The sequence below is a fragment of the Pseudomonas sp. BN606 genome (assembly GCF_029873115.1).
GTDB lineage: Bacteria > Pseudomonadota > Gammaproteobacteria > Pseudomonadales > Pseudomonadaceae > Metapseudomonas.
In genome coordinates, this window is record NZ_SSOF01000072.1 from 180805 (window position 1) to 205776 (window position 24972).

Annotated in this window: 30 protein-coding genes; 16 read left to right on the forward strand and 14 right to left on the reverse strand. The window is 62.9% G+C overall.

The annotated features are described in order from the left end of the window. Window positions 1-253 precede the first annotated feature (253 nt). Genes E8E75_RS14805 through E8E75_RS14815 form a run of 3 tightly spaced genes read left to right on the forward strand, consistent with a single transcriptional unit; the run spans window position 254 to window position 3312 of the window. Window positions 254-790: an ATP-dependent zinc protease gene (locus tag E8E75_RS14805; RefSeq protein ID WP_120650217.1), complete on the forward strand. Its 537-nt coding sequence runs from the start codon at window positions 254-256 to the stop codon at window positions 788-790. Between the two features lie 5 nt (window positions 791-795). After that, window positions 796-2322: an inactive transglutaminase family protein gene (locus tag E8E75_RS14810; protein ID WP_120650216.1), complete on the forward strand. Its 1527-nt coding sequence runs from the start codon at window positions 796-798 to the stop codon at window positions 2320-2322. A 3-nt stretch (window positions 2323-2325) separates the two neighbouring features. Then, on the forward strand, window positions 2326-3312 hold the full coding sequence (locus E8E75_RS14815) for an alpha-L-glutamate ligase-like protein (protein WP_120650214.1): 987 nt from the start codon (window positions 2326-2328) through the stop codon (window positions 3310-3312). Window positions 3313-3464: 152 nt separating this feature from the next. Here the strand turns inward: E8E75_RS14815 and speE are convergent, their stop codons facing one another. Then, a complete protein-coding gene (gene speE / locus E8E75_RS14820) occupies window positions 3465-4325 on the reverse strand; it encodes a polyamine aminopropyltransferase (protein ID WP_120650212.1) in 861 nt (286 codons plus the stop codon). Window positions 4326-4532: 207 nt separating this feature from the next. Here speE and E8E75_RS14825 point away from each other — a divergent pair, with 207 nt between their 5' ends. After that, complete coding sequence (locus tag E8E75_RS14825) at window positions 4533-5393, forward strand: DNA-3-methyladenine glycosylase (RefSeq protein WP_153917234.1); 861 nt, start codon at window positions 4533-4535, stop codon at window positions 5391-5393. A 2-nt stretch (window positions 5394-5395) separates the two neighbouring features. After that, entirely contained in the window at window positions 5396-5896 is a 501-nt protein-coding gene (locus tag E8E75_RS14830; RefSeq protein ID WP_120650210.1) for a methylated-DNA--[protein]-cysteine S-methyltransferase, read from the forward strand. Window positions 5897-5922: 26 nt separating this feature from the next. On the opposite strand, the gene E8E75_RS14835 is transcribed toward E8E75_RS14830, so the two are convergent. The 6 genes from E8E75_RS14835 to aroC all read right to left on the reverse strand — a co-directional run bounded on the left by E8E75_RS14835 (window position 5923) and on the right by aroC (window position 10939). After that, window positions 5923-6480 carry a histidine phosphatase family protein gene (locus E8E75_RS14835; RefSeq protein ID WP_120650208.1) on the reverse strand — a complete coding sequence of 186 codons (558 nt, stop codon included), beginning with the start codon at window positions 6478-6480 and terminating at the stop codon, window positions 5923-5925. Between the two features lie 184 nt (window positions 6481-6664). Then, entirely contained in the window at window positions 6665-7348 is a 684-nt protein-coding gene (mtnC, locus tag E8E75_RS14840) for an acireductone synthase (RefSeq protein WP_120650206.1), read from the reverse strand. A 98-nt stretch (window positions 7349-7446) separates the two neighbouring features. Then, window positions 7447-7992 (reverse strand): acireductone dioxygenase, encoded by a 546-nt coding sequence (locus E8E75_RS14845; RefSeq protein WP_028627809.1) that lies wholly within the window; start codon window positions 7990-7992, stop codon window positions 7447-7449. A gap of 87 nt (window positions 7993-8079) precedes the next feature. Further along, window positions 8080-8694 carry a methylthioribulose 1-phosphate dehydratase gene (locus E8E75_RS14850; protein WP_120650204.1) on the reverse strand — a complete coding sequence of 205 codons (615 nt, stop codon included), beginning with the start codon at window positions 8692-8694 and terminating at the stop codon, window positions 8080-8082. Beyond that, window positions 8691-9851 (reverse strand): MFS transporter, encoded by a 1161-nt coding sequence (locus tag E8E75_RS14855; RefSeq protein ID WP_120650202.1) that lies wholly within the window; start codon window positions 9849-9851, stop codon window positions 8691-8693. Before E8E75_RS14855 ends, E8E75_RS14850 begins: the two co-directional genes overlap by 4 nt. Continuing rightward, window positions 9848-10939 carry a chorismate synthase gene (aroC, locus tag E8E75_RS14860; RefSeq protein ID WP_120650200.1) on the reverse strand — a complete coding sequence of 364 codons (1092 nt, stop codon included), beginning with the start codon at window positions 10937-10939 and terminating at the stop codon, window positions 9848-9850. Before aroC ends, E8E75_RS14855 begins: the two co-directional genes overlap by 4 nt. A gap of 133 nt (window positions 10940-11072) precedes the next feature. Between aroC and E8E75_RS14865 the strand changes: the two genes are divergently transcribed. Together E8E75_RS14865 and E8E75_RS14870 are read left to right on the forward strand one after the other, a co-directional pair. Beyond that, a complete protein-coding gene (locus E8E75_RS14865) occupies window positions 11073-12053 on the forward strand; it encodes an alpha/beta fold hydrolase (protein ID WP_153917203.1) in 981 nt (326 codons plus the stop codon). Between the two features lie 105 nt (window positions 12054-12158). After that, a complete protein-coding gene (locus E8E75_RS14870; protein WP_120650197.1) occupies window positions 12159-12938 on the forward strand; it encodes a hypothetical protein in 780 nt (259 codons plus the stop codon). A gap of 9 nt (window positions 12939-12947) precedes the next feature. Here E8E75_RS14870 and prmB read toward each other — a convergent pair whose 3' ends face one another. Further along, window positions 12948-13862, reverse strand: a complete 915-nt coding sequence (gene prmB / locus E8E75_RS14875; protein ID WP_120650195.1) for a 50S ribosomal protein L3 N(5)-glutamine methyltransferase — start codon at window positions 13860-13862, stop codon at window positions 12948-12950. Between the two features lie 225 nt (window positions 13863-14087). On the opposite strand from prmB, the gene E8E75_RS14880 reads away from it, so the two are divergent. The 3 genes from E8E75_RS14880 to E8E75_RS14890 all read left to right on the forward strand — a co-directional run bounded on the left by E8E75_RS14880 (window position 14088) and on the right by E8E75_RS14890 (window position 15738). Beyond that, a complete protein-coding gene (locus E8E75_RS14880; protein ID WP_120650193.1) occupies window positions 14088-14684 on the forward strand; it encodes a cysteine hydrolase family protein in 597 nt (198 codons plus the stop codon). Window positions 14685-14782: 98 nt separating this feature from the next. After that, window positions 14783-15103 carry a hypothetical protein gene (locus tag E8E75_RS14885; RefSeq protein WP_120650191.1) on the forward strand — a complete coding sequence of 107 codons (321 nt, stop codon included), beginning with the start codon at window positions 14783-14785 and terminating at the stop codon, window positions 15101-15103. Between the two features lie 50 nt (window positions 15104-15153). Then, window positions 15154-15738, forward strand: coding sequence for a Smr/MutS family protein (locus tag E8E75_RS14890; protein ID WP_153917204.1), 585 nt, complete (start codon window positions 15154-15156; stop codon window positions 15736-15738). A gap of 35 nt (window positions 15739-15773) precedes the next feature. Here the strand turns inward: E8E75_RS14890 and E8E75_RS14895 are convergent, their stop codons facing one another. After that, entirely contained in the window at window positions 15774-16337 is a 564-nt protein-coding gene (locus E8E75_RS14895) for a carboxymuconolactone decarboxylase family protein (protein WP_153917206.1), read from the reverse strand. 89 nt (window positions 16338-16426) lie between these two features. On the opposite strand from E8E75_RS14895, the gene E8E75_RS14900 reads away from it, so the two are divergent. Both E8E75_RS14900 and folE read left to right on the forward strand, forming a co-directional pair. Next, window positions 16427-16765, forward strand: coding sequence for a helix-turn-helix domain-containing protein (locus E8E75_RS14900; RefSeq protein WP_120650186.1), 339 nt, complete (start codon window positions 16427-16429; stop codon window positions 16763-16765). 83 nt (window positions 16766-16848) lie between these two features. Next, window positions 16849-17397, forward strand: a complete 549-nt coding sequence (gene folE, locus E8E75_RS14905) for a GTP cyclohydrolase I FolE (protein WP_120650184.1) — start codon at window positions 16849-16851, stop codon at window positions 17395-17397. Between the two features lie 71 nt (window positions 17398-17468). On the opposite strand, the gene E8E75_RS14910 is transcribed toward folE, so the two are convergent. The 3 genes from E8E75_RS14910 to E8E75_RS14920 form a co-directional block, all read right to left on the reverse strand. Next, on the reverse strand, window positions 17469-17816 hold the full coding sequence (locus E8E75_RS14910) for a GFA family protein (protein WP_120650182.1): 348 nt from the start codon (window positions 17814-17816) through the stop codon (window positions 17469-17471). A 119-nt stretch (window positions 17817-17935) separates the two neighbouring features. Continuing rightward, on the reverse strand, window positions 17936-18538 hold the full coding sequence (locus E8E75_RS14915) for a glutathione S-transferase family protein (RefSeq protein WP_153917209.1): 603 nt from the start codon (window positions 18536-18538) through the stop codon (window positions 17936-17938). Window positions 18539-18556: 18 nt separating this feature from the next. Continuing rightward, a complete protein-coding gene (locus E8E75_RS14920; RefSeq protein WP_153917211.1) occupies window positions 18557-19723 on the reverse strand; it encodes a PLP-dependent aminotransferase family protein in 1167 nt (388 codons plus the stop codon). Between the two features lie 82 nt (window positions 19724-19805). On the opposite strand from E8E75_RS14920, the gene E8E75_RS14925 reads away from it, so the two are divergent. Next, a complete protein-coding gene (locus E8E75_RS14925; protein ID WP_107504110.1) occupies window positions 19806-20261 on the forward strand; it encodes a MarR family transcriptional regulator in 456 nt (151 codons plus the stop codon). Here E8E75_RS14925 and E8E75_RS14930 read toward each other — a convergent pair. Next, window positions 20258-20887 (reverse strand): hypothetical protein, encoded by a 630-nt coding sequence (locus E8E75_RS14930; protein WP_120650176.1) that lies wholly within the window; start codon window positions 20885-20887, stop codon window positions 20258-20260. The genes E8E75_RS14925 and E8E75_RS14930 overlap by 4 nt on opposite strands. Window positions 20888-21036: 149 nt before the next feature. Here E8E75_RS14930 and E8E75_RS14935 point away from each other — a divergent pair, with 149 nt between their 5' ends. After that, the gene (locus E8E75_RS14935) at window positions 21037-21654 is read left to right on the forward strand and encodes a LysE family translocator (RefSeq protein WP_120650174.1); all 618 of its coding nucleotides are present in this window, start codon (window positions 21037-21039) and stop codon (window positions 21652-21654) included. Further along, window positions 21654-22868, forward strand: coding sequence for a benzoate/H(+) symporter BenE family transporter (locus E8E75_RS14940; protein ID WP_120650172.1), 1215 nt, complete (start codon window positions 21654-21656; stop codon window positions 22866-22868). Before E8E75_RS14935 ends, E8E75_RS14940 begins: the two co-directional genes overlap by 1 nt. Before the next feature lie 81 nt (window positions 22869-22949). On the opposite strand, the gene E8E75_RS14945 is transcribed toward E8E75_RS14940, so the two are convergent. Further along, the gene (locus E8E75_RS14945; protein ID WP_120650170.1) at window positions 22950-23711 is read right to left on the reverse strand and encodes an SDR family oxidoreductase; all 762 of its coding nucleotides are present in this window, start codon (window positions 23709-23711) and stop codon (window positions 22950-22952) included. 227 nt (window positions 23712-23938) lie between these two features. Between E8E75_RS14945 and E8E75_RS14950 the strand changes: the two genes are divergently transcribed. Then, on the forward strand, window positions 23939-24943 hold the full coding sequence (locus tag E8E75_RS14950) for an NADP-dependent oxidoreductase (RefSeq protein WP_120650168.1): 1005 nt from the start codon (window positions 23939-23941) through the stop codon (window positions 24941-24943). Window positions 24944-24972: the final 29 nt, after the last annotated feature.

Below are 24972 nucleotides of genomic sequence, written 5' to 3' on the forward strand. Positions count from 1 at the left end.
ACCATGTCAAACAATCACCGACCAATTGTCGACAATCCATCTAATAGCTGAAAAACCGGGTACGGCATCACGCTCGTGCGCCCGAAGCCATAAGCGTCTGTCGCGCCGGAAAATCCGCGTGTTAGAATGCGCGCCGCCAGCGCCAGTCTGGGCGCCAATGACTTGCCTGCTAGACTCCCAGACCAGGCGCCGCCGCCAAGATGGCCGTGGGCCGGGCTCCTGGACCGATGACCGCGTTACGCTCAAAGGACTTATGACACTCAAGCCCTTCGCCCCGTTTGCCTGCCTGCTCGCCCTCCCCGGACTTGGCTTCGCCAACGAGAAGACCGTTTACGGCCTCAATGAATACGCCAAGCTGAAGGATCTCGACCTGGAGGTCGCCGCCAAGCTCGATACCGGTGCCAAGACCGCGTCCCTCAGTGCGCGGGATATCAAGCGCTTCAAGAAGGACGGCGAGACCTGGGTGCGCTTCTACCTGGCCATCGATGATGCCCACGAACATCCGATCGAGCGCCCCCTGGCCCGAATCAGCAAGATCAAGCGCCGTGCCGGGGACTTCAACCCCGACGAAGGCAAGACCTACACCGCACGCCCGGTCATCGAACTGGAGGTGTGCATGGGCAAGGCCCTGCGGCAGATCGAAGTGAACCTCACCGACCGTAGTGCTTTCCAATACCCGCTTCTGATCGGTTCCGAGGCGCTCAAGCGCTTCGATGCACTGGTCGACCCGAGCCTTAAATACGCTGCCGGCAAACCCGGTTGTGCCACCGACGCAAACTCTGACGAGTAACCCACATGCGCTCTCTTACCCTGCATCTGAAAGTCCTGATCACCCTGTTGGTGAGCCTGGGCGTTCTGATAACGGCCTACCAGATATTCATCCAGGGCATTCCGATCACCGAGGATGCGACCGACGATCTCTGGAACATCGACGCCAAGGTCGAGTTCCAGGCAAACCCGCGCGATCCGGTGAAGGTCCAGATGTTCGTTCCGCCGCTGAACCGGGACTACGTCAGCCTCAACGAGAGCTTCATCTCCAACAACTATGGGGTGAGCATCAATCGCGCTGACGGCAACCGAAAGGTGACCTGGTCGGCGCGTCGCGCCAGTGGCAACCAGACCCTTTATTACCGCCTGGTACTGACCAAGCGCTATAGCGGCGAGAAGCCCAAGGACAAGGGGCCGATCTTCCGCGACAGCATTCCGGTGGAAGGTCCCGAGAAGATCGCCGCCGAAGCCCTGCTGGCTCCCATCCGCCAGCACTCGGCTGACGTCGAGACCTTCATCAGCGAGACCATCAAGCGGGTCAACAACCTGAACGATGACAACGTCAAGCTGCTGCTGGCCGGCGACACCGGCACCCCGAACAAGGCCAAGGCCATCGAGCTGCTGCTGTCTATTGCTCATGTGCCGATGGAGCGCGTCCACACCATCCGCCTGATGAGCGAACAAGCACAGAGCCCCGAGCTCTGGCTGCGCAGCTTCAACGGCGAGAACTGGCTGTACTTCAACCCGGACACCGGCGAGCAGGGCCTGCCCAGCGACCGCCTGATCTGGTGGACCGGTGATGACAATCTGATCACTGTCGATGGTGGCAAGAAGGTCCAGGTGACCTTCAGCATGAACAACAGCGAGATGAACGCCATCCGCCTGGCCAAGCTGACCGACGAGAACACCGACGCCGATTTCCTCGAGTACTCGCTCTACGGCCTGCCGCTGCAGACCCAGCAGACCTACCAGATCATGATCATGATCCCGATTGGCGTGCTGGTGATCCTGATCCTGCGCAACCTCGGCGGCCTGCAGACCCTGGGTACCTTCACCCCGGTGCTGATCGCCCTCGCCTTCCGCGAAACCCAGCTGGGCTTCGGAATCGTGCTCTTCACCATCATAACGGCGCTTGGCCTGTCGCTACGTTCCTATCTCGAACACCTGAAGCTGCAGATGCTGCCGCGACTATCGGTGGTGCTGACATTCGTGGTGGTGCTGATCGCAGTCATCAGCCTGCTGAGCCACAAGCTCGGCCTGGAACGCGGCCTGTCCGTCGCCCTGTTCCCGATGGTGATCCTGACCATGACCATCGAACGCCTGTCCATCACCTGGGAAGAGCGCGGCGGCGGCCATGCCTTCAAAGTGGCCATTGGCACCCTGGTAGCGGCCACCCTGGCGCACCTGCTGATGACCGTGCCGGAGCTGACCTACTTCATCTTCACCTTCCCGGCAGTGCTGCTGATCATGGTGGGCTTCATGCTGGCGATGGGTCGCTACCGCGGCTACCGCCTGACCGAACTCTTCCGCTTCAAAGCCTTCCTGAAGGACTGAGCCATGTTCGGCCTGATCAAGACGTGGAAAGCCCTAGAAGCCAAAGGCATCATGGGTATCAATCGGCGAAACGCGGACTACGTGCTGAAGTACAACAAACGGCACCTGTACCCGATCGTCGACGACAAGATCATCACCAAGCAGCGCGCCATCGAAGCGGGGATTCACGTACCCGAGATGTACGGCGTCATCTCCACCGAGAAGGAAATCGAGAAGCTCAACGAGATCATCGGCGAGCGCAACGACTTCGTGATCAAGCCGGCGCAGGGTGCCGGCGGCGATGGCATCCTGGTAATCGCCGACCGCTTCGAAGGCCGCTACAAGACGGTCTCTGGCAAGATCATCAGCCACGAGGAAATCGAGCATCAGATCTCCTCGATTCTTACCGGTCTCTACTCCCTCGGCGGGCACCGTGACCGCGCGCTGATCGAGTACCGTGTGACGCCTGACCAGATCTTCAAGAGCATCAGCTACGAAGGCGTGCCGGACATCCGCATCATCGTGCTGATGGGTTACCCGGTAATGGCCATGCTGCGCTTGCCGACCCGGCAGTCAAACGGCAAGGCCAACCTCCACCAGGGCGCCATCGGCGTTGGCGTGGATCTGGCTACCGGGGTCACCCTGCGCGGCACCTGGCTGAACAACAAGATCGCCAAGCACCCGGACACCACCAACGCGGTTGATGGCGTGCAGCTGCCCAACTGGGACGGCTTCATGAAACTGGCGGCTGGTTGCTACGAGCTGTGCGGCCTGGGCTACATCGGTGTCGACATGGTGCTGGACCAAGACAAGGGGCCGTTGATCCTCGAGCTCAACGCTCGTCCCGGCCTTAACATCCAGATCGCCAACGACTGCGGCCTGACCCATCGCGCACACGCCGTCGAGGCACGCCTCGAAGAGCTTAAAGCCAAGGGCATCCAGGAAACCCCGGACGAACGCGTACGGTTTTCCCAGGAACTCTTCGGCCACGTGCGACCGACGGAGATCTGATTCATCGCTTCAAGGAATAAGCCCGGCCACACGCCGGGCTTTTTCTTTTCCGGAACTCCGGAAGAGAACCAGAGTGAGAGAATCCCGCTCTCCCATTGTTCATCCACGAAAAAAGGGGCCTTCTGGCCCCTTCTTCATTTACCCCGACAACCTCAGTCGTTGCTCGGCTTGTTCACCGCGTGCAGGACGTACTGTGGCAGGGCGAACGCGCCAACATGAATTTCCGGGTTGTAGTAACGGGTCACGATACCGCTGCCGGCGTAACGCTGGCGCAGGGTTTCCACCGGGAGCTTGCGCAGTTCGGCGTCGGTAGCCCCCCAGGCGAAGGTCATGGCGCCGCCGATGTAGGTCGGCACGGCCGCCTGGTAGAAGTGCCAGTCGGCGAAGAGACTGTCCATGCGGCTCGCAGTGGTCTGCACCTCACTGAGCTGCATGAAGGGGGTGCCATTCTGGGTGACCAGCACGCCGCCGTCGTTCAGGCAGCGGCGGCAGGCCTGGTAGAAGTTCTCGGAGAACAGCACCTCGCCCGGACCGATGGGATCGGTGGAGTCAGAGATGATGACGTCGAACTTCTCCTGAGTGGTGGCGACGAAGCGCATGCCGTCGTCGATCACCAGGTTCAGGCGCGGATCTTCATAGGCGCCTTTGGAATGATTCGGCAGGAACTCCTTGCACATTTCGACCACGGTGCCGTCGATCTCGACCATGGTGATGCGCTCGATGTCGCGATGCTTGCTCACTTCGCGCAACATGCCGCCGTCGCCGCCACCGATGATCAGGACGCTCTTCACCGCGCCATGGGCGAGGATAGGCACGTGGGTGAGCATCTCGTGATAGATGAACTCATCCGCCTCGGTGGTCTGGATCACACCGTCGAGGGCCATGACACGACCCATGCGCGAGTTCTCGAAGATCACCAGGTGCTGGTGCTCGGTGCGCACTTCGTGCAGCAGCTTGTCCATGCGGAAGCGCTGGCCGTAACCGTCGTAGAGAGTTTCCTGATAATCGCTCATGGGTTGTTTCCCCTGCTGGCTGTATTAGCGGACGGTGCCACCGCCCCATGAAAAGGCGCGCATTCTACTGTGGCTTCGATGTCAGGTCGAACCGCGACTGGGGAATTTGAAAGTCAGTTTTGCAGAGACGGCGCAGCGCCAAGAGAATATCGTCGCACCATGACCGCTAACGCTCCCTTTTCCGATTCCCACGAGCCCACCAAGTCCATGCGCCTTGACTATTTCGAGCCCTGGAGCTGGAAGCAGTTCCAGCAACATTTCGCCCTGCGGCGGCTGCCTGGTGTCGAGCATCTGACCGCCGACAGTTACTGCCGCAGCTTCCGACTGGGCGAGCGCAGCGGCTGGTTTCGCTTGCGCCCGCTGCCCGGCGCCCTGGAACTGGAGCTGAGCCCATCGGCCCGAGACCTTGCCCCCCAAGTGGCGCCGCGCATCCGCCAGATGTTCGACCTGGACAGCGATCCGGCGGCCATCGCTCATCACCTGGGCCGCGATCCTCTGCTACAGGGACTGCTGGCTCGTTATCCGGGCCTGCGCCTGCCTGTCGCCTTCGACCCATTCGAGCAGGGCGTGCGCACCATCATCGGCCAGCAAGTCACCGTGAAGGCAGCGGTGACCATTGCCGGACGCCTGGTGGAGCGTCTTGGCGAGCCGTTGGCGGATGCCGAACTCGACGGGCCGCAGCGGCTCTTCCCTTCTGCACAAGCCATCGCCGACGATCCGCTGCCCGGCATCGGCATGCCCGGCAAACGTGTCGACACATTGCGCCGCTTCGCCTTTGCGGTGGCCGACGGCAGCCTGGAACTGAGCCTGGCCGCCGGCGTCGAAGCCCTGGTCGAACGCCTTTGCGCCCTGCCCGGCATCGGTCGCTGGACGGCCGAGTACATCGCCCTGCGCGCCTTTGGCCAGCCAGACGCCTTCCCCACCGCCGACCTGGGCCTGCTCAAGTCGCCGCTCTGGGGCCCTGGCGGCATCAGCGCGAAGGAACTGGCCAGACGCGCTGAACAGTGGCGCCCCTGGCGGGCCTACGCAGCCGTCTATCTCTGGCAGAGCTACGCCGAGGAGCAATGAAAATGTACTTCCGCTACCACGAAAGCCCCACCGGCCCACTGCTGCTGGCGGGCGACGAGTCCGGCCTGCAGATGCTCTACATGGACAACGAGGGACGCGGCTACCCGGACGAACGCTGGGAAGCTGCCGGCCGACGGCTGGATGACCCTTGCCGTCAACTCGACCGCTACTTCGGCGGCCGCCTGAAGCGCTTCGACCTGCTTCTCGCGCCACGGGGTACGCCTTTCCAGCAGCGGGTCTGGCAGGCGCTCCTGCAAATTCCCTACGGTCACACCACCTGCTACAGCGAGCTGGCGGAACGCATCGGCAATCCCAAAGCAGTGCGGGCTGTAGGTACGGCCAACGGCGCCAACCCCATTTCCATCATCATTCCCTGCCATCGGGTAATCGGCCGCGACGGCAGCCTGACCGGATACGCCGGCGGCCTGCCGCGCAAGGCGCTGCTACTGAAGCTTGAAGGTGTGAAGCTGCAGCCTGAACAGGACCAATTGCTGCTGATCTAGCCCAGAGACTGGGTTTCGGTCCGATCTCAGGGCTGGCGGACACGCGCCAATACCTTGGGCGGATCGGCCAGCGGCAGCTCGATGATCAGCCCTTCCCCGCTCTTCGGCTCAACCCCGGTCAGTGCCTTGATGTTCACCTGATGACTGACCATCACCACCGGCCGGTCCTTGGGCACCTTTTCGATGGCCTTGCGCATCTCCACCGTTTGCGCGGCCTGGCTGTCCGGGTCACTGAAGAAGGAATCCAGTGCCGGCAGGGTCTCGACGGCCCCCAACCCCATCTCCTGCGCGGTGTCCTGGGCACGGCACCAGGTGCTGGTATAGAGGCGCGGTTGCTCGACCTTACGACGCACCAGGAGCTTGCCCCAGCGCCGCGCTTCCTGGCGCCCCTTGTCACTGAGGTTGCGCTGGGTACTGCAATCCCCCAGCCGAAAGCCTTCCGGGTCACCGGTACCGGGGGCGGTCGTGTGGCGCAGCAGGAGAAAGGCCTTGCCCTCGCGGAGCGCCTGCCAGGCCGACTTCTGGTCGGCTGCCGCCGGCAATGCCAGCAGCGCAATCATCATCAGGACGAGTAGGCGGGTCATTGCCGGGCCGCCGGTTGCAACGTCCGGCCGCGGGTTGCCCTGTACAGGCCCGGGACGGGGCTAGCCGTAACGATGCAAAGGCAGGAACCCATGGGGGGACGCTCCCAGGTGGATGCAGTCCCCCCAAGGATAGATCGGCCGGCAGAAGCCTTCCTCGCGCTCTGTCAGACGATTTCAGTCAGTGTCAGAAACGCGCCAGATCGATCACCGCGAAACTCGCCACGGTTTCGTGTCCCTCCAGCACACCGCCGTCGCGCGCCAGGCCGATGGTCTGCATACCGGCCTCGCGCGCGGCATCCAATTCCTGAACCACATCGGAGAGGAAGAGGATCTCCTCGCCAGGCAGCCCGATGGACTCAGCGATGCGCTCATAGGACGCTGCCTCGCGCTTGGGTCCGGAGGTCGTATCGAAGTAGCCGGAGAAATGAGGGGTCAGGTCACCCGCTTCGGAGCAGCCGAAAATCAGTTTCTGGGCCTGGATGGAACCGGAGGAATAGACGTAAAGCGCATAGCCTTGCTGTTTCCAGCGGGCCAGCGCTTCCACCGCATCCGGGTAGACATGTCCCTTGAGCTGGCCGGCGCGATAACCCTGCTCCCAGACCATGCCCTGTAGCGCCTTGAGCGGCGTGACTTTGCGATCCTCGGCAATCCAGCCGAGGAGAATTTCCACGACTCGCCCCAGGCTGGCCCCGGCTTCACCGCTTTCCAGGCGTACGGCCTCGACCTGCTGCGCCACCGCCGGTTCATCGGCATGGGTCAGGACGAATTCCGGCAGATGGCTGGCAGCGAAGGGAAACAGCACGTCATAAACGAAGCTCACCGCGCTGGTAGTACCTTCGATATCAGTGAGAATGGCCTTGATGGACATGGGGACTCCAGGTGAATCGGATGTTGCCGTCGTAGGAACCAACTTGCTGGCGAAATCACAAAGCGTCGCGAGCAAGTTCGTTCCTACAGAGGCCGGGATCAGTCTTCCAGCTGCGGGAAGCGCTTGGCGATCTCGTCGCCGGTGAACTTGGCGACCCAGCCTTCCGGGTTGTTGAACAGGCGGATAGCGACGAAATGCGGATGCTCGCCCATGTCGAACCAGTGGCGAGTGCCCGCTGGCACGGAGATCAGGTCATTCTTCTCGCAGAGCACGGCATAGACATAGTCGTCGATGTGCAGGGTGAACAGGCCGCGTCCGGCGACGAAGAAACGCACTTCGTCTTCGCCATGGCGATGCTCGTCGAGGAACTTGGCACGCAGTTCGTCTTTCTGCGGGTGGTCGCGGGTCAAGCTGACGACGTCGACAGTCACGTAGCCCTGCTCTTGCATCAACCGGTCGATCTGCGGGCGATAGGCCGCGATCACCTCCTCCTGGCTGGCACCCGGGGCGATGGGGGCGGACGCCTCCCAGCGCTCGAAGCGCACACCGACGGACGCGAGAGTGGAGGCGATGTCATCCAGGTGGGTCAGGACCTTGTTCGGCAGGTCGGGGCTGGATTCGTGGTAAACGGTCAGGCTGCTCATCTGGGTACTCCTTGCGGGCGTCCTCCCGGCTCTCTGGCGGGTCGGTCGGCACCGTTGTCAGTCAGGCATCTTCGTGTGAAGGAAGCTTCAGCGCCGGGTGATCGAAAGCGTCTTCAGCTCGCACTCGAAGAGGAATTCGAATGCTTCGATCTGGCGCAGGGCGTCGCTCATGCGCGACCCCCAAGTATAGAGGCCGTGACCACGGATCAGATAACCGACGCAGTCCGGGTGCTCGTCCAGCCACGGTTGCACCTTGGTGGCCAGGCGAGCGATGTCCTGGTCGTTGTCGAAGATCGGCACCAGCACCTGGGACTCATGGGTGCTGATGCCACTGAAGGCCTTCTGCAGCTCGTAGTCGGCGAATACCAGCGAATCAGCCAGGGTCAGACGCGACAGTACGGTGGCATTCACCGAGTGTGTGTGCAGCACCGCACCGATTTCCGGCTTCCAGCGGTAGAGCTGGGTGTGCAGCAGGGTTTCCGCCGACGGCTTCTTGCCCGGCTCCAGGCTTTTGCCATCCATATCGGTGGCCAGCACATCATCCGGGCCGAGCTCGCCCTTGTGCTTGCCAGAGACGGTCAACAGCGCCTCGGTGGCGGACAGTCTTGCCGAGTAGTTGCTGCTGGTGGCCGGTGACCATCCACGACCGTAAAGGAAGCGGCCGGCGTCGATGATTTCCTGGGCGAGTTGTTGGCGATTCATGCCCGCTCCTCTTGCAATTGGGTGGCAATGATAACGGCTGCGGCAAGCGCCGCGAGACTGGCGATGGCGTATGTCCAGACTGGCCCCAGGCTGCTCCAGCTGTAGCCCGAGTAAAGCGCCCCCAGCGCTCCGCCAGTACCGGCAAGTGCAGCGTAGAGCGCCTGGCTCTGGCCCTGCTGGCGCGGACCGAAACGACGTTGCACGAAATGGATGGCGGCTGCATGAAAGCTGCCGAAAGTGGCGGCATGCAACAGCTGGGCGAACAGCAGCACCGGCAGTTGGTCGGCGAAGTTGCCGATCAGCAACCAGCGCAGGGCGGCGATCAGGACACTGGCCAGTAGCACCACACGCACGGAGTAACGCGCCAGGATCCGCGCCATCACCATGAAAAGCAGTACCTCAGCCACGACCCCCAGGGCCCAGAGCTGACCGATCAGGCTGCGCGAGTAGCCGAGCGACTCCAGATAGATCGTCTGGAAGCTGTAATAGGGGCCGTGGGACAGCTGCATCAGCCCCACGCAGGAATAGAAGGCCAATACGCCCGGCTGACGCAGCTGGGCGAGGAAACCGCCCTGCCCCGGCGCATCTGGCCGCGCCTGGGGGACCGCATTGGGTACCCAAAAGCTGCTGAGGACGATTCCACCCATGATGACAACCAGCGCCCAGGGATACAGGTCCAGGCTGAACAGCTCGAACAACGCCCCCAGGCCGATCACCGTGAGAATGAAGCCGATGGAGCCCCACAACCGCACCTGGCTGTAACGCGCAGCCTGCTCCCGGAGGTGCGCCAGGGTAATAACCTCGAACTGCGGCAGCACTGCGTGCCAGAAGAAGGCGTGCAGAGCCATGATCAATGCCAGCCAGGCATAGCTGTGACTGACGAAGATCAGCGAGAAGGTCACCAGCGTGCAGAACGCGCCGAAGCGCACGATGTCCAGGCGTCGGCCACTGCGGTCGCCCAGCCAGCCCCAGAGATTGGGCGCCACGCAGCGCATCAGCATGGGGATGGCCAGCAGCTCGCCGATGCGCTCACTGGAAAAACCCAGGTGCGCGAAGTACAGGCCGAGGAAGGGCGCCGTGGCGCCCAGCAGGGAAAAATAGAAGAGATAGAAGCTGGACAGCCGCCAATAGGGCAGCGCGTTCGCGCCGCCCGTCACAGCTGGCCGAGCACCGGGGTTTCCACCCGCACGTCGGCGTTCTGCGCGCGATGGCGCAGCAGGTGGTCCATTAGCACGATGGCCATCATGGCTTCGGCGATCGGAGTGGCACGAATGCCCACGCAAGGGTCATGACGGCCCTTGGTGATCACGTCCACCGGATTGCCATGGATGTCGATCGAGCGGCCGGGGGTCGTGATGCTGGACGTCGGCTTGAGCGCCAGGTTGGCGACGATCGGCTGGCCGGAGGAAATACCGCCGAGAATGCCGCCGGCATTGTTGCTGAGGAAACCTTCCGGGGTCAGCTCGTCGCGGTGCTCGGTGCCGCGCTGCGACACGCTGTCGAAACCGGCACCGATTTCCACGCCTTTCACCGCGTTGATGCTCATCAGCGCATGGGCCAGTTCAGCGTCCAGGCGGTCGAAGATCGGCTCGCCCAACCCCGGCGGCACGCCCTCGGCGACCACGGTGATCTTCGCTCCCACGGAATCCTGGTCGCGGCGCAGCTGGTCCATGTAGGCCTCCAGCTCAGGCACCTTGTCCGGGTCAGGGCTGAAGAAGGCGTTCTGCTCCACCGAGTCCCAGGTCTTGAAGGGAATCTCGACCGGGCCGAGCTGACTCATGTAGCCGCGCACGGTGATGCCCTGGGTGGCCAGGAACTTCTTGGCGATGGCACCAGCGGCGACGCGCATGGCGGTTTCCCGTGCCGAGGAGCGGCCGCCGCCACGGTAGTCGCGGATGCCATATTTGTGGTGGTAGGTGTAGTCGGCATGGGCCGGGCGGAACAGGTCCTTGATCGCCGAATAGTCCTTGGACTTCTGATCGGTATTGCGGATCAGCAGGCCAATAGCGCAACCGGTGGTCTTGCCTTCGAACACGCCGGAGAGGATTTCCACCTCGTCGGCTTCCTGGCGCTGGGTGGTATGGCGGCTGGTACCCGGCTTGCGGCGGTCGAGGTCACGTTGCAGGTCCTCGAGGGACAGTTCCAGCCCCGGCGGGCAGCCGTCGACTATGGCGACCAGCGCCGGACCATGGCTTTCGCCAGCGGTGGTGACGGTGAACAGCTTGCCGTAGGTGTTGCCGGACATGCACAGTGCTCCGCAGAAATGGGCCTCGATCGAAGGTCGAGCAGTATACCCGCGGCGTCCGGCCAGTTCACCCCTCGAACCTTGCGCCGCCAATCGCGTCCAACCCGCCAAATCGACAACCGACTCCGCCTAAATGCTGCGATTCTTACTGCTTCTCCTCCCCCTCCTCGCCAGCCTGGCCCAGGCCGCGCCCCAGAGCGTGCTGCAACGCCCCCTCGAACTGGACACCGGTAGCGGCATACTGCGCGGCACCCTGCTTCGCCCGAATATCGATCGCCCCGTGCCGGTGGCGTTAATCATCGCCGGCTCCGGCCCCACGGATCGCGACGGCAACAATCCGCTCGGCGGACGCAACGACAGCCTGAAGAAACTCGCTCAATTGCTGGCACGCAATGGCATTGCCAGCGTGCGCTACGACAAGCGTGGCATCGCCGGCAGCCAGGATGCCGGCATCGATGAACGCCAGCTCAGCATCGAGCTCTACGCCCAGGATGCGGCGGCTTGGGGCCAGCGCCTGAAGCGGAACCCGCACTTCTCGCAACTCATCCTCATCGGCCACAGCGAAGGCGCACTGATTGCCAGTCTCGCAGCGGAGGGTGCAGGCGCCGACGCGCTTGTCAGCATTGCTGGCAGCGCCCGCCCCATCGACCAGTTGCTGCGCGACCAGCTGCAAAGCCGCCTGCCGCCGCCCCTACTGCATCAGAGCGAAGCCCTGCTGGCCAGCTTGCGCGCTGGCCAGCAAGTGGCCGAGGTGCCGCAGTCGCTGGAGGTACTGTTCCGCCCCAGCGTGCAGCCCTACCTGATTTCCCTGTTCCGCCAGGACCCGTCCGAGGCCTTCGGTCGACTGCGGATGCCGGCGCTGATCCTGCAGGGCAGCCACGACATCCAGGTCAGCGTGAACGACGCTGAGCAGCTCAAGGCCGCACGACCTGACGCCGAGCTAGCCATCATCGAGGGCATGAACCACATGCTGCGCATAGTCCCCATGGAGATGGATCAGCAACTGGCGTCCTACGGCAACCCGAACCTGCCCCTGGCGCGAGAGCTGGGCGAACGCATCCTCGCATTCATTCAGGAGCAGTTCGACTCCAGAAACTCGAAGATCAGTCGATAAGGCGGAAGGTTCTGTAGGAAATCTCGCCTGGCAAGGGCAGTTGCGCACAGAATATGTACCCACGTACCAGATTCATCGTCACCGGCCCTTACAAGGTACCTCCCGATGACCGAAAGCACAGCCGAACAGCAGAGCGCTGAAGAAGCCGAACCCCAGCCCCATCCGTGGTCCGAGCTGGCGGCCGAACACTTCGACCTGCTGCGTCTCGCGCCCCTGCCCATCGACCGACACACCGGGTCACGCCCGCTGCGATTCGTCGAACTCGGGCGCGTGGAACGCCACAGCAAGGAACAGAGCGTGCTGCGCCTGAGCGTCGGGCTTCCCGGGCAGAAAGTGCGCAAGGAGCAGAATCTTCTGGAAGTCTGGGTGGATCACCGCAGCAAGGAGGTTCGTTTCGGACCGGACAACGGTTTGAACCTGGAGCCGCAGAACCGTGGCCTGGGGCGCTTTCTCCTGGCCCAAGGCATTGCCTGGGCCAAGCAACACTGGGCGCACTATCGAGTCGAAGGTGGCGCCCTGCCGGCCAAGGACGCCCTGGACAACGAAGCCCGCTTGCGCCGCGACCACGTGCTCAAGGCCCAAGGCTTCGGGATCGAGTACCAGGACAACTTGCAACTGAAAGCGAGCTACGGCGCCGGGCGGGTCAGTGAGCTGCACGGTGACTGGCACCGCGAGAAAGTCCAGCTGGTGGGGCTGCAGGAAGCCGCTGCCATGCTCGAACAAGCCGACCAGAACCTGCATCGGCAGGAAGTGGAGATTCGCAAACTGGAAGAGCGCATCGCCGTCTACAAGCGAGAAGACGGCGGACTGCGTTTTACCATCGCATGCCTGGTGGTCTTTGCCGTGTTCCAGGCCGGCCTGCTGATCTGGATCACCACCCACTGACCCCCAGAGTCAGGGATTCAAGCGCGCACGGAATAGCGCCTGGTGCTCCCGGCACTGGTTGGCGCTGAGCATGAATACCCCGTGACCACCGTGCTCGAAGTCCAGCCAGAGGAAATCCACCTCCGGATACAGCTCTTCGACGTGCACCTGGCTGTTACCCACTTCCACGATAAGCAGGCCTTTCTCGGTCAGGTGATCGGCGGCTTCGGCCAGCATGCGCCGCACCAGGTCCAGGCCGTCGTTGCCGCAAGCCAGGCCCAGTTCGGGCTCATGCTGATATTCGGCCGGCATGTCGGCGAAGTCCTCGGCATCAACGTAAGGCGGATTGGAAACGATCAGGTCGAAGCGCTGCCCCGGCAGCCCGTCGAAGCCATCGCCCTGCACGGTGTAGACCCTGTCTTCCAGGCTGTGGCGCTCGATGTTCAGGTTGGCCACTTCCAGCGCGTCGAAAGAAAGATCGCCCAGCACCACCTCGGCCGCGGGGAAGGCATGGGCGCAGGCTATGCCGATGCAACCCGAGCCGGTGCAGAGATCGAGCACACGTGCCGGATCCTGGGGCAACCAGGGAGCGAAATGCTGCTGGATCAGTTCAGCGATGGGGGAACGCGGTACCAGAACTCGCTCGTCGACCACGAAGGGCATGCCACAGAACCAGGCTTCACCGAGCAGGTAGGCCACCGGCACGCGCTCTTCGATACGCCGACGCAGCAGTTCACGCAGGCGCGCGCATTCGTCGTCTTCCAGGCGGCAGTCCAGGTAGCTGTCGGAAATCTCGTAAGGTAGGTGCAGAGCGCCAAGTACGAGTTGACGAGCCTCATCCCAGGCGTTGTCGGTGCCGTGACCGAAGAACAGGTTCTCAGCATGGAAACGGCTGACAGCCCAGCGGATGTAGTCACGCAGGGTGCGCAGGCGGGATTCAGACACGGCAACTACCTCAGGAAACGGGGCGCAGATTCTACCACCCCTGCCGCCCCGGGGCAGCCCGCGGCAACCGACGAACGGAAGCCCCGAACCAAGGTCCGATTCCCACCTGCACGCCACGCAGCGGCTGGTCATCATGCGCTGGCGGGGCAACTGGACCTTGGTCCATGGTTCACTTATTGCGCCGCAGGGCGGACAATAGTGGCCATGTCGTACCTGGAGATTCGCATGTCCGCCCCGAAATCCATGTTCCAGCTCAGTGGCCGCGGCTATCCGCCCGCCAACCTGAACAATGCCACCCTGGTGATCATCGACGCTCAGGAAGAGTACCGCAGTGGCGTTCTCGCCCTGCCCGGCCTGGATGCCGCCCTCAGCGAAATCGCCAGCCTCCTCGCCACCGCCCGCACTATGGGCAGCGCCATTGTCCATGTGAAGCACCTTGGTGTACCTGGCGGCATCTTCGATCCCCGCGGCGAGCGCGGCGAGCATCTGCCCGAGGTCGCGCCCCTGCCTGGCGAGATCGTCGTCGAGAAGCGCCTGCCCAATGCCTTCGCCGGCACCGACCTGCATGATCGCCTGCAGGCAATCGGCCACCTTGACCTGATCGTCTGCGGTTTCATGACCCATTCCAGCATCAGCACCACGGTCCGCGCCGCGAAGGACTATGGTTATCGCTGCACGCTGGTGAGCGCCGCCTGCGCAACCCGCGACCTGCCGACCGTCGATGGCGGCGTCATCAGCGCGGAAGACATGCACCGTGTCGAGGTGATCGCACTCGCCGACAACTTCGCCAGCGTGGTGCCGCAGGCCAAGGCGCTTATCTAAGGAAGCGTCATCACATCCCGCGACATCCGCGACGGGGTCGACCGGAACCACCGCCAGCTGGCGCCGGTCATACCCCGATCAAGCAAGAGGACGTCCGGATGAAGTTATCCGATGGTTTCGATGCCCGCCGCCTCCGCCCACGCGGTCCAGGCAGCTGGCGCTGGCGTTTTGCCGCGGCCCTGTCCGCGCTCTTCGCCGGCTTCGGCGTGATGCTGGCAATGGCCGGCACCGCTACCCTCCTTGGCCGCGCTCCTGCCCTCGGCCCCCTCAACGAAAGCACGGGCGCGGCCATCGTGCTGCTGCTCTTCGGCCTGCTCTTCCTCTGGATCGGCGTACTTGCCTGGCGCCTCTGCCGGCGGCGTTCGCGGCGTCGCGCCGGCCTCAGCATGTCGCCCCACCTGATGAAGAAACGCGACTAAGCCTCGAGCGAGTCATTTGGGTAAACTAGCCGCCCTTCGCGGAGGCCTGAATGCAAGACGACACCCAAAAAAACGACTCCTGGAACAACGAAAGCTCCTTGTTCGCCGAGCAGATGCGCGGTGTGAAGCGCATCCAGAATGATCGCGCCGATACCGGCAAGGTGCGCGCCGACCAGAAGCAGCTGGCCAACCGCCGGCAAAATGCGACCATCAGTGTGGCCAACGTCAAGGTCGACGGCCTGTCCGATCAGTTCGTCATCGATGTCGGTGCCGAAGACGAACTGCACTGGGCCCGCGATGGTGTACAGGAAGGCCAGATGCGCAAACTCAAGCAGGGCCAGATCGGCTTCGACGGCAGCCTCGACCTGCATGGCATGACCGTGGAAAAGGCCCGCGAGACGCTATGGGACTTCATTGCCGAGGCCACCCGCTTCGAGGTGCGCTGCGTGCGCGTGACCCATGGCAAGGCAGCACGCCTGGACGGCAAGCGGCCGCTGATCAAGAGCCACGTCAACACCTGGCTGCGCCAGCACCCGCAGGTACTGGGCTTTACCTCTTGCCTGCCGAAACATGGTGGCACTGGCGCCGTCTATGTGATGCTGCGCCGCACCATGCTTGAAGGCCGCGACGAGTAGCCTTCGGCCTGCAGGGTTGAAGCCCCGTAGCGGATTCAACCCTGCGAACGATCAGATGGAAACCTCGGCGCATGCGCCTCCAACTCCACGCGCAATCCCTTCGCCAGGAAGGAAACGGCGTGATAGAACCCCGCCAGCATCACGCACTCAACCAGCTGTTCCTCGCTGAAATACTCGCGTAGCCGCCGCCACAAGCCATCGTCGATATCCGCGCACTCGTGCAGGGCATCGGCGAGGGCCAGCAGCGCCAGCTCCGATCCCTCCCATAGGCTCGGCTCCACCGTTACCTGGCAGGTATCGTCCAGCTGCGCCTGGCTGAATCCGGCCTTGGCGTTGAATGCCGCCACATGCACACCCCACTCGTACTCGGCGCCACATCGGGCGGTGCTGCGCAGGATCAGCAGTTCCCGCTCACGCAGGCCGATGCTGCCGCGATCCAGCAGCCCACCAGCCATCATCCGCTGTAACACGCGAGGATTGCGGGCGACACAGCGAAACAGCAGCAATGGTGGTACTCCGGGCGGCATCACCCGGTCGAAGGCGGCCTGGATGGCGGTGTCATAGGGTGGTTGGGCCGGCTGGATACGGGGTTCGTTCATGGCGATGCTCCTGTTGGGCTGTTACGCTATCGAAAACGTAGCACTCAACATTGCAGACCGCTACTGAATTAGAAGCAAGAGGATCACTCATGACCACACCCTTTCCCGGTCATCCCGTCCGCGGCTCCGCCAGCGGGCGACCAATCATGGCGCTGCTCGATCTCCTGGGGCGGCGCTGGAGCCTGCGCATTCTCTGGGAACTGCACCAAGGACCTGCGACTTTCCGCGACTTGCAAGCTCGCTGCGAAAGCCTGTCGCCTTCGGTGCTGAACACTCGGCTCGGCGAGTTGCGCCAGGCGCTGCTGGTGGAAAATGGCGAGGCTGGCTACAGCCTGACAGAGGACGGAGAGGAACTGGTGCGACGTTGCCTGCCCCTGGCGGATTGGGCGGAGCACTGGGCCAGCCGTCTGCCCGCGCCTGAAAAATGACTCGCGCTGGCGCATGGCGCCCTTGCCAGCCGCCCCTTCGCGCCCTACCCTGCGCCTTTGCGTAAATCCCCACAGGAATTTCCATGTCCCTGGAACAGCATTACACCGCGATCCTCGGCCAGCTCGGCGAGGACGTCTCCCGTGAAGGCCTGCTCGATACCCCGAAGCGCGCCGCCAAGGCGATGCAGTACCTCTGCCGCGGCTACCAGCAGACGCTGGAGGAAGTCACCAACGGCGCTCTGTTCAGCTCCGACAACAGCGAAATGGTGCTGGTGAAGAACATCGAGCTGTACTCGCTCTGCGAGCACCACCTGCTGCCGTTCATCGGCAAGGCCCATGTGGCCTACATCCCCAGCGGCAAAGTGCTAGGCCTGTCCAAGGTCGCGCGAATCGTCGACATGTTCGCCCGCCGCCTGCAGATCCAGGAAAACCTCAGCCGCCAGATCGCCGAAGCGGTACAACAGGTCACTGGCGCCCTGGGCGTGGCCGTGGTCATCGAAGCCCAACACATGTGCATGATGATGCGCGGCGTGGAGAAGCAGAACTCCTCCATGGTCACCTCGGTGATGCTCGGCGAGTTCCGCGAGAACGCCGCCACCCGCAGCGAGTTCCTCAGTCTGATCAACAACTGAGTTTTGCACCCACGAAAAAGCCGGCTTCTGCCGGCTTTTTCGTTTCTGTTTCCGGCACAAGGTCGGACTGTCTAGAAGGTCTTCCCATCCACCTTCAGTATTTTGAGCCCATCCAGGGGCACATCCTCCAGGCAACGCACGTTCACTGCGGCCATGGCCTTGCCCCTGGGATCGGTCGCTTCGCCAAAGGGCGCGCAGCCGCAGTTGGCACAGAAGTGGTGGGCGATATGCATGCGATTGAAGCGATAGGTGGAGAGGCCGGACTCCGGGGTGGAAAGCTTGAACTGTTCGCGCGGGACGAACCAGAGCAGGTAGCCGCGTCGGCTGCACAGTGAACAGTTGCACTCCATGACCTGTTCCAGGGTCCCCTCGACTTCGAAGGCGATCTTCCCGCAATGGCAGCTGCCCCGGTATTTCATGGTCGACACTCCGAAGAAAGCCTGTGGCCAGGCTGAAGCGACCAACTTAGTACAGGCCCGGAGAGCCCGCCATCACGAAAAAGCCGGCTTGCGCCGGCTTCTCTCGTAACTGGGAAATCTCAGTCGAACATTCCCACATGCCGCGGATGGCTGGCCACACGATCCAGCCACGCGAGGATCGCCGGGTAGCCGGACAGATCGAATCCGCCTTCATGGGCCACATGGGTGTAGGCATAGAGAGCGATATCGGCGATGGAATAGCGATCCCCCACCAGGTACGGCGTGCGCTGCAACTGTTTCTCCATCACCTTCAGCGCCTTCTGTCCGCGCACTTGGCAGACCTTGTATTCCTCCAGGCGGTCTTCCGGCATGCCTTTATATAGTTGGATGAAGCGCGCTACCGCGACGTAGGGCTCATGGCTGTACTGCTCGAAGAACTGCCACTGCAGCACCTGGGTGCGCAGGCGCGGCTCCGCGGGCAGCAAGTCGCTGCCTTCAGCGAGGAAATTCAGGATGGCGTTGGATTCCCAGAGCGTGGTGCCGTCCTCCAGTTCCAGGACCGGGATCTTGCCGTTGGGGTTCTTCTCGAGGAACTCAGGGCTCTCGGTCTCGCCCTTGAGGATATCCACCGGCACCCATTGATACGGCAGGCCGAGCAGATTCAGGATCAGCTTGACCTTGTAGCAGTTGCCCGATTTGTAGTCGCCGTAAACCTTGTACATCGCTCTACTCCTCTGTGGTCAGGCAGCTTCCGCGGCCTGGGCCTGACGGATGACGCCAGCAAGTCGTTTCAAACCTTCGCTCAGGCGCTCGGGTGCCACATGGCTGAAGTTCAGTCGCAAGTGGCCCGGATGTTTGTCCGGGTCGATGAAGAACGGTTCGCCCGGCATGAAGGCAACGTTCTGCTCAAGCGCCGGCTTGAGCAGCGTGCGAGTATCCAGCGGCTGTTTCAGGGTCAGCCAGAAGAACAGCCCGCCCTGGGGAATTTCCCAGGTGGCCAGCTCGCCGAAGTGTTCCTCCAGTGCAACCTGCATGGAGTCGCGGCGCACTCGGTAGAAGTCACGCAGCTCGGCCAGATGCTGGCGATACTGCTCGGTGCCGAGCCATTGCAGCGCCTGCCACTGACCGATGCGGTTGGTGTGCAGATCCGCGGACTGTTTCAGGCGCAGCAGGTGCGGGAAGAGGTCCGGGGTGGCAATCAGGAAGCCCACTCGCAGGCCCGGCAGCAGGGTCTTGGAAACGGTACCAGTGTAGATCCAGCTGGCCTTTTTCAGGCGGCTGACGATGGGCGTGGCGCTGCCTTCGTCGAACACCAGCTCGCGATAGGGCTCGTCTTCGATCAGCGTCACTCCGAACTCGTCCAACAGCGCAGCGACCGCATCACGCTTGGCCTCGCTGTAGCGGGTACCGGACGGATTCTGGAAAGTCGGGATCAGGTAGGCGAAGGACGGCTTGTGCTGCTCCAGGCGCTGGCGCAACGCGGCGATCTCCGGGCCATCGGCTTCCTGCGGCACGGCGATGCAATCGGCACCGAACAGCTGGAAGGCCTGCAGAGCCGCCAGATAGGTCGGGGCCTCTAGCAGCACTTCGGTGCCCGGATCGATGAATAGCTTGGACGCCAGGTCCAAGGTCTGCTGCGAGCCGCTGACAATCAATACCTGGCTCGCCTCACAGGGCACGCCAAGGGCGCGCGCTTCAGCGGCAATGGCCTCACGCAGCGCCGGCTCGCCCTCGCTCATGCCGTACTGGCCCATGCTGGCTGGCATTTCGCTCCAGTCCACTTTCGGAAGCATCGGCTCGGCCGGCAGGCCTCCGGCGAAGGACATCACTTCCGGACGCTGGGCGGCGGCAAGGATTTCGCGGATCAGGGAGCTTTTCAGGCGGGCGATGCGTTCGGAGAATGCCATGGATTGTCACCGGGTGCGGAAGCGAGGAAATTAAGTCAAACTGCTTGACCGAAACTACGACGACCGCGACAGATACGTCAATATGCTTGACCTGAAAAATCCCAGCATTCAGCAAGCCGCCATGGAAGCCTTTTTCTTTGGCTATCAGGCCTTCACCAGCAAGCCGGACGAAATCCTCGCCCGCCGAGGCCTGTCGCGGGTGCACCACCGCATCCTGTTCTTCATTGCCAAGTACCCTGGTCTGAGCGTCAAGGAACTGCTGGGTTATCTGGGCGTAACCAAGCAGGCGTTGAACACGCCGCTGCGACAGCTGATCGAGATGAAGCTGGTTGAGAGCGTGGCTGCCGACGATGACAAGCGTAAGCGCCTGCTGGGTTTCACTGCCGAGGGCGCCAGGCTGGAACAGGCCCTGCGCCGGGAACAGGCGCGACTACTGCAACGCGCCTTTGGCGAGGCCGGGGAGGAGGCGGTGCGAGGCTGGCTTGAAGTCAACCAGGCGCTCTGCACCGCACGGCAGACTGAAGCCGCCGAGGACTAGCTGGAGGGTTCCAGCTCCCGCGCGCCCCGGAAGAACACCAGCATCATCGCCAGATTGCCGGCAATGAGTGGCAGCAGCCCCAGCAGCATCAGCACGATGGTGGCCATCATGATGCCGCCCACCAGATCCAGCCAGCCCATCACCCGGAATGCCGGATATGCATTCTGCACCTTGAGCAGGCGCACACCGAGCCAACCCGTCAAGGCGCCGAGCACGGCGACCGCACCGAAGTAGAACAGCATGGGCCAGCCGGGTTCGGTGCTGGCATCACCCATTAGAAAATCCAGTCCTTCGATCGCCAGGCTACCGATGATCACTGCCCAGACTGGCGGTGCCAGCCCATCGGCGGAAAAGCGCGCCTCGGCGAACAGCTTCAGGCGGATCAGCAGGTAACACCCCAAAAGGGTCAACGCCACGCCGATCCAGTCGGACAGGCGCGTCATAAGCGGGTCTTCGGTGGCGCCAGCAGCTACGGCGACACCCGTGAGGATCAGGGTACACACGGCACAGGCCAGGCTCAGCCAGCCCAAGAGTCTCAAATGCCCAGGCGTCCAGCCGTTCATCTGGCGGGGCCCCGCGTCCTCCACCAGTTCCACGCGAGGGGCGGCGTAGGGGTTCTCCTCCATGTGTGGCACTCCAAGCGGCAAAAAACATCACAGTAGCCGCAGATACCGGGGGTGCCAACTGACTGTATTGCTCAACCCGCGCACTGCTGTATCGGGACGTTGCAAGGCAACTGGCTTTAGTCTGCGGACACAACGACAAGGTGACCGCCATGAGCCTGGAACTGATCTTCGCCTTCATTCTCTTCGCCTTCGTCACCTCGGTGACGCCCGGCCCCAACAACATGATGCTGCTCGCTTCCGGGGTGAACTTCGGGGTACGCCGTAGCCTGCCGCACATGCTTGGCATCAGCGTCGGTTTCATGGTGCTGGTGATGTGCGTAGGCCTGGGTCTATCCCAGATTTTCCAGCAGGTTCCCGTGCTCTACACCGCGCTGCGCTACATCGGCGCCGCCTACCTGCTCTACCTGGCCTGGAAGATCGCTGGCTCCGGTGCCCCGGACGAAGGAAACGTCGAGAATCGACCCAAACCCTTCACTTTCCTGCAGGCGGCGGCCTTCCAGTGGGTCAACCCCAAGGCCTGGGTCATGGCGATTGGCGCCATCACCACCTACACCCCGCAGGACAATTTCGTGGTCAACGTGGTGCTGATTGCAGCCCTCTTCGCCCTGATCAACTGCCCCAGCGTCGGACTCTGGACCGTAGCGGGTAGCCTGCTGCGCCGCTGGCTTGCCGAACCACGCATACTGCGCCTGTTCAACATCGGCATGGCCCTGCTGCTGGTGGCCTCGCTCTACCCCATATTGGTCGACGTCCACGGAACGATCTGATGACCTCAACTTCAGAAACCCCGGCCAATCCGACGCGTCTTCGTCCCCTGGCCGATTCCTCGCCCTCGGCCGTCGTGGCGGGCTTCATCGCCATGCTCACCGGCTACACCAGCTCTCTGGTGCTGATGTTCCAGGCGGGACAGGCTGCAGGGCTCAGCAGCGCGCAGATTTCGTCATGGATCTGGGCGCTGTCCATTGGCATGGCCCTGACAACCATCGGGCTCTCATTGCGCTATCGCACGCCCATCGTCGTCGCCTGGTCCACCCCGGGTGCGGCCCTGCTGATTACCAGCCTGCCGGGCGTGAGCTATGGAGAAGCAATCGGGGCCTTCATCGTCTGCGCCGCCCTCCTCGCCCTGGTTGGCCTGACTGGCGGATTCGAAAGACTGATGCGTCGCCTGCCGGGGTCGCTGGCAGCGGCGCTATTGGCGGGCATCCTATTCAAGATTGGCAGCGAGATCTTCATCGCCGCCCAACACCGCACCGCCCTGGTGCTGGCAATGTTCTTCAGCTACCTGGTATTCAAGCGCCTGCAGCCGCGCTATGCCGTGCTGGTGGCGCTATTGGTGGGCTGTGTGATGGCGGCGGTTCTTGGCCTGCTGGATTTCAGCGGCTTCGAGTTCGCCCTGGCCGAACCGGTGTGGACGACGCCAAAGTTTTCCGTCACGGCGGTGATCAGTATCGGCATCCCGCTGTTCGTGGTGGCCATGGCATCGCAGAACATCCCCGGCATCGCCGTGCTGCGTGCTGACGGCTACCAGGTACCTGCCTCGCCGCTTATCTCGGTCACTGGCATTGCGTCCCTGCTGCTGGCGCCCTTCGGCTCCCACGGCATCAACCTGGCGGCCATCAGCGCAGCCATCTGCACCGGACCTCATGCCCACGAAGACCGCAACAAGCGCTATACCGCCGCAGTCTGGTGCGGGATTTTCTATGGCATCGCCGGAACCTTCGGCGCGACCCTGGCGGCGCTGTTCGCCGCACTGCCCAAGGAACTGGTGCTGTCCATCGCAGCCCTGGCGCTGTTCGGTTCCATCAGCAATGGCCTGACCGCTGCAATGCACGAGCCCAAGGAACGCGAGGCGGCGCTGATCACCTTCATGGTCACCGCCTCCGGCATGACGCTGCTGTCGATCGGCTCCGCCTTCTGGGGACTGATCGCCGGGGTACTGACCTTGCTGATCCTCAACTGGGACAGTGGCAAGCAAAAATGAAGAAAGGCGCCAATTGGCGCCTTTCTCTTTGTTGTGGGAGCGATTTCAATCGCGAATGAATTCGCACGAGGGGTTAGGCAATCAGATCGCAGTGGCGCCACCATCCACGGCCAAGGCATGACCGGTGGTGAAGCCTGCCGCGTCGCAGCAGAGGTAAAGCACGGCAGCAGCGATTTCCTCCACCTTGCCGATGCGTCCCACCGGGTGCATGGTCGCGACGAACTCGGCCTTCTTCGGATCGGCCTCGTAGGCGCGGCGGAACATATCGGTGTCGATCACTGCCGGGCATACGGCATTCACTCGTACTTTCTTCTTCGCATACTCGACGGCGGCCGACTTGGTCAGGCCGATCACCGCGTGCTTGGAAGCGGCATAGATGCTCATCTTCGGCGCGGCGCCCAGCCCCGCCACAGAGGCGGTGTTGACGATGGCGCCGCCACCCTGGGCCAGCAAAAGCGGTATCTGATGCTTCATGCACAGCCACACACCTTTCACGTTGACGCCCATGATGGCGTCGAACTCGGCCTCGCTGCCCTCGGCCAGCTTACCCTTCTCGATCTCGATGCCGGCATTGTTGAAGGCGTAGTCGAGGCGGCCGTAAGCAGCGACCGTGCCCTCCATCAGCGCCTGAACCTCGGCTTCGCGGGTCACGTCGCAACGAATGAAGCTTGCATCGCCACCGGCGGTGCGAATCAGCTCCACGGTGCCTTCTCCACCGACGGTGTCCACGTCGGAAACCACTACCTTCAAGCCTTCAGCGGCGAACGCCAGGGCAGTCGCGCGGCCGATACCGTTGGCGGCGCCGGTCACCAGGGCAACCTGGCCGGAGAACTTCATGCTCATCTGTGCATCCTCGACGGGAATGGAAACTGTGGCGAAGTCTAATCAGTGACCGGCACAGGGCGTCAGCATCATCAGGGCTCTGGTGGGCGAACCATCCAGATCGATGATGAAAGCGCCCATTCAAGATCACGGACATCCATGCCTGTACATTCCGCCCGGCCAGCGGACTTGCCGCGACCGCGCCACGGGACTATCACCAAGGCTTTCCCTCATCTGGAGCTCCTGCCATGCCTCTCCTCAATCGCCAGTTCCTCCTTGCCCAACGCCCGGTCGGACCAGCCACTCGCGAGACGTTCTCCTATGTGGAAACCCCGGCCGACGAACCCTCTGCCGGGCAGGTGCTGGTGGAGAACCTCTACCTGTCCCTGGACCCGGCCATGCGCGGCTGGATGAACGACGCCCGTTCCTACATCGCGCCAGTGGCGATAGGTGAGGTCATGCGCGCCCTGGGCATTGGCAAGGTGATGGCGTCTTCACACCCGGACTACCAGGTGGGCGAACACGTTTGCGGCGTGGTCGGCGTGCAGGACTACTTCCTCGGCGAGCCACGCGACTTCCAGAAGGTGGACCCCAACCAGGCGCCGTTGCCGCTCTACTTGTCAGCCCTGGGCATGACTGGCATGACCGCCTACTTCGCGCTGCTCGACGTAGGCCAGCCCCAGCCAGGGGAAACCGTGGTCATCTCCGGGGCCGCTGGCGCGGTAGGCAGCGTTGCCGGCCAAATTGCACGGATCAAGGGTTGCCGTGTGGTGGGTATCGCCGGCGGTGCCGACAAGTGCCGCTACCTGGTGGAAGAACTGGGTTTCGACGGTGCAATCGACTACAAGGCCGAGAACCTCCACGCCGCGCTCAAGCGTGAATGCCCGAAGGGCGTTGACGTCTACTTCGACAATGTCGGCGGCGACATCCTCGATGCCGTGCTCACCCGCATCAACCGCAAGGCGCGCATCGTCATCTGCGGCGCCATCAGCCAGTACAACAACAAGGAAGCGGTGAAAGGGCCGGCCAACTACCTGGCGCTGCTGGTCAACCGCGCACGCATGGAAGGCATGGTGGTGTTCGATTACGCGCCGCGCTTCGGCGAGGCGGTCAAGGACATCGCCGGCTGGCTGGCCAGTGGCGATTTGAAAAGCAAGGAAGACGTGGTGACGGGACTGGAAAGTTTCCCGGAAACCCTGGGCAAACTGTTCAGCGGGGAGAACTTCGGGAAGCTGGTGCTGAAGGTTCGCTGAATGGCGCGAAAGGTGCGCTGCCCGGGCAG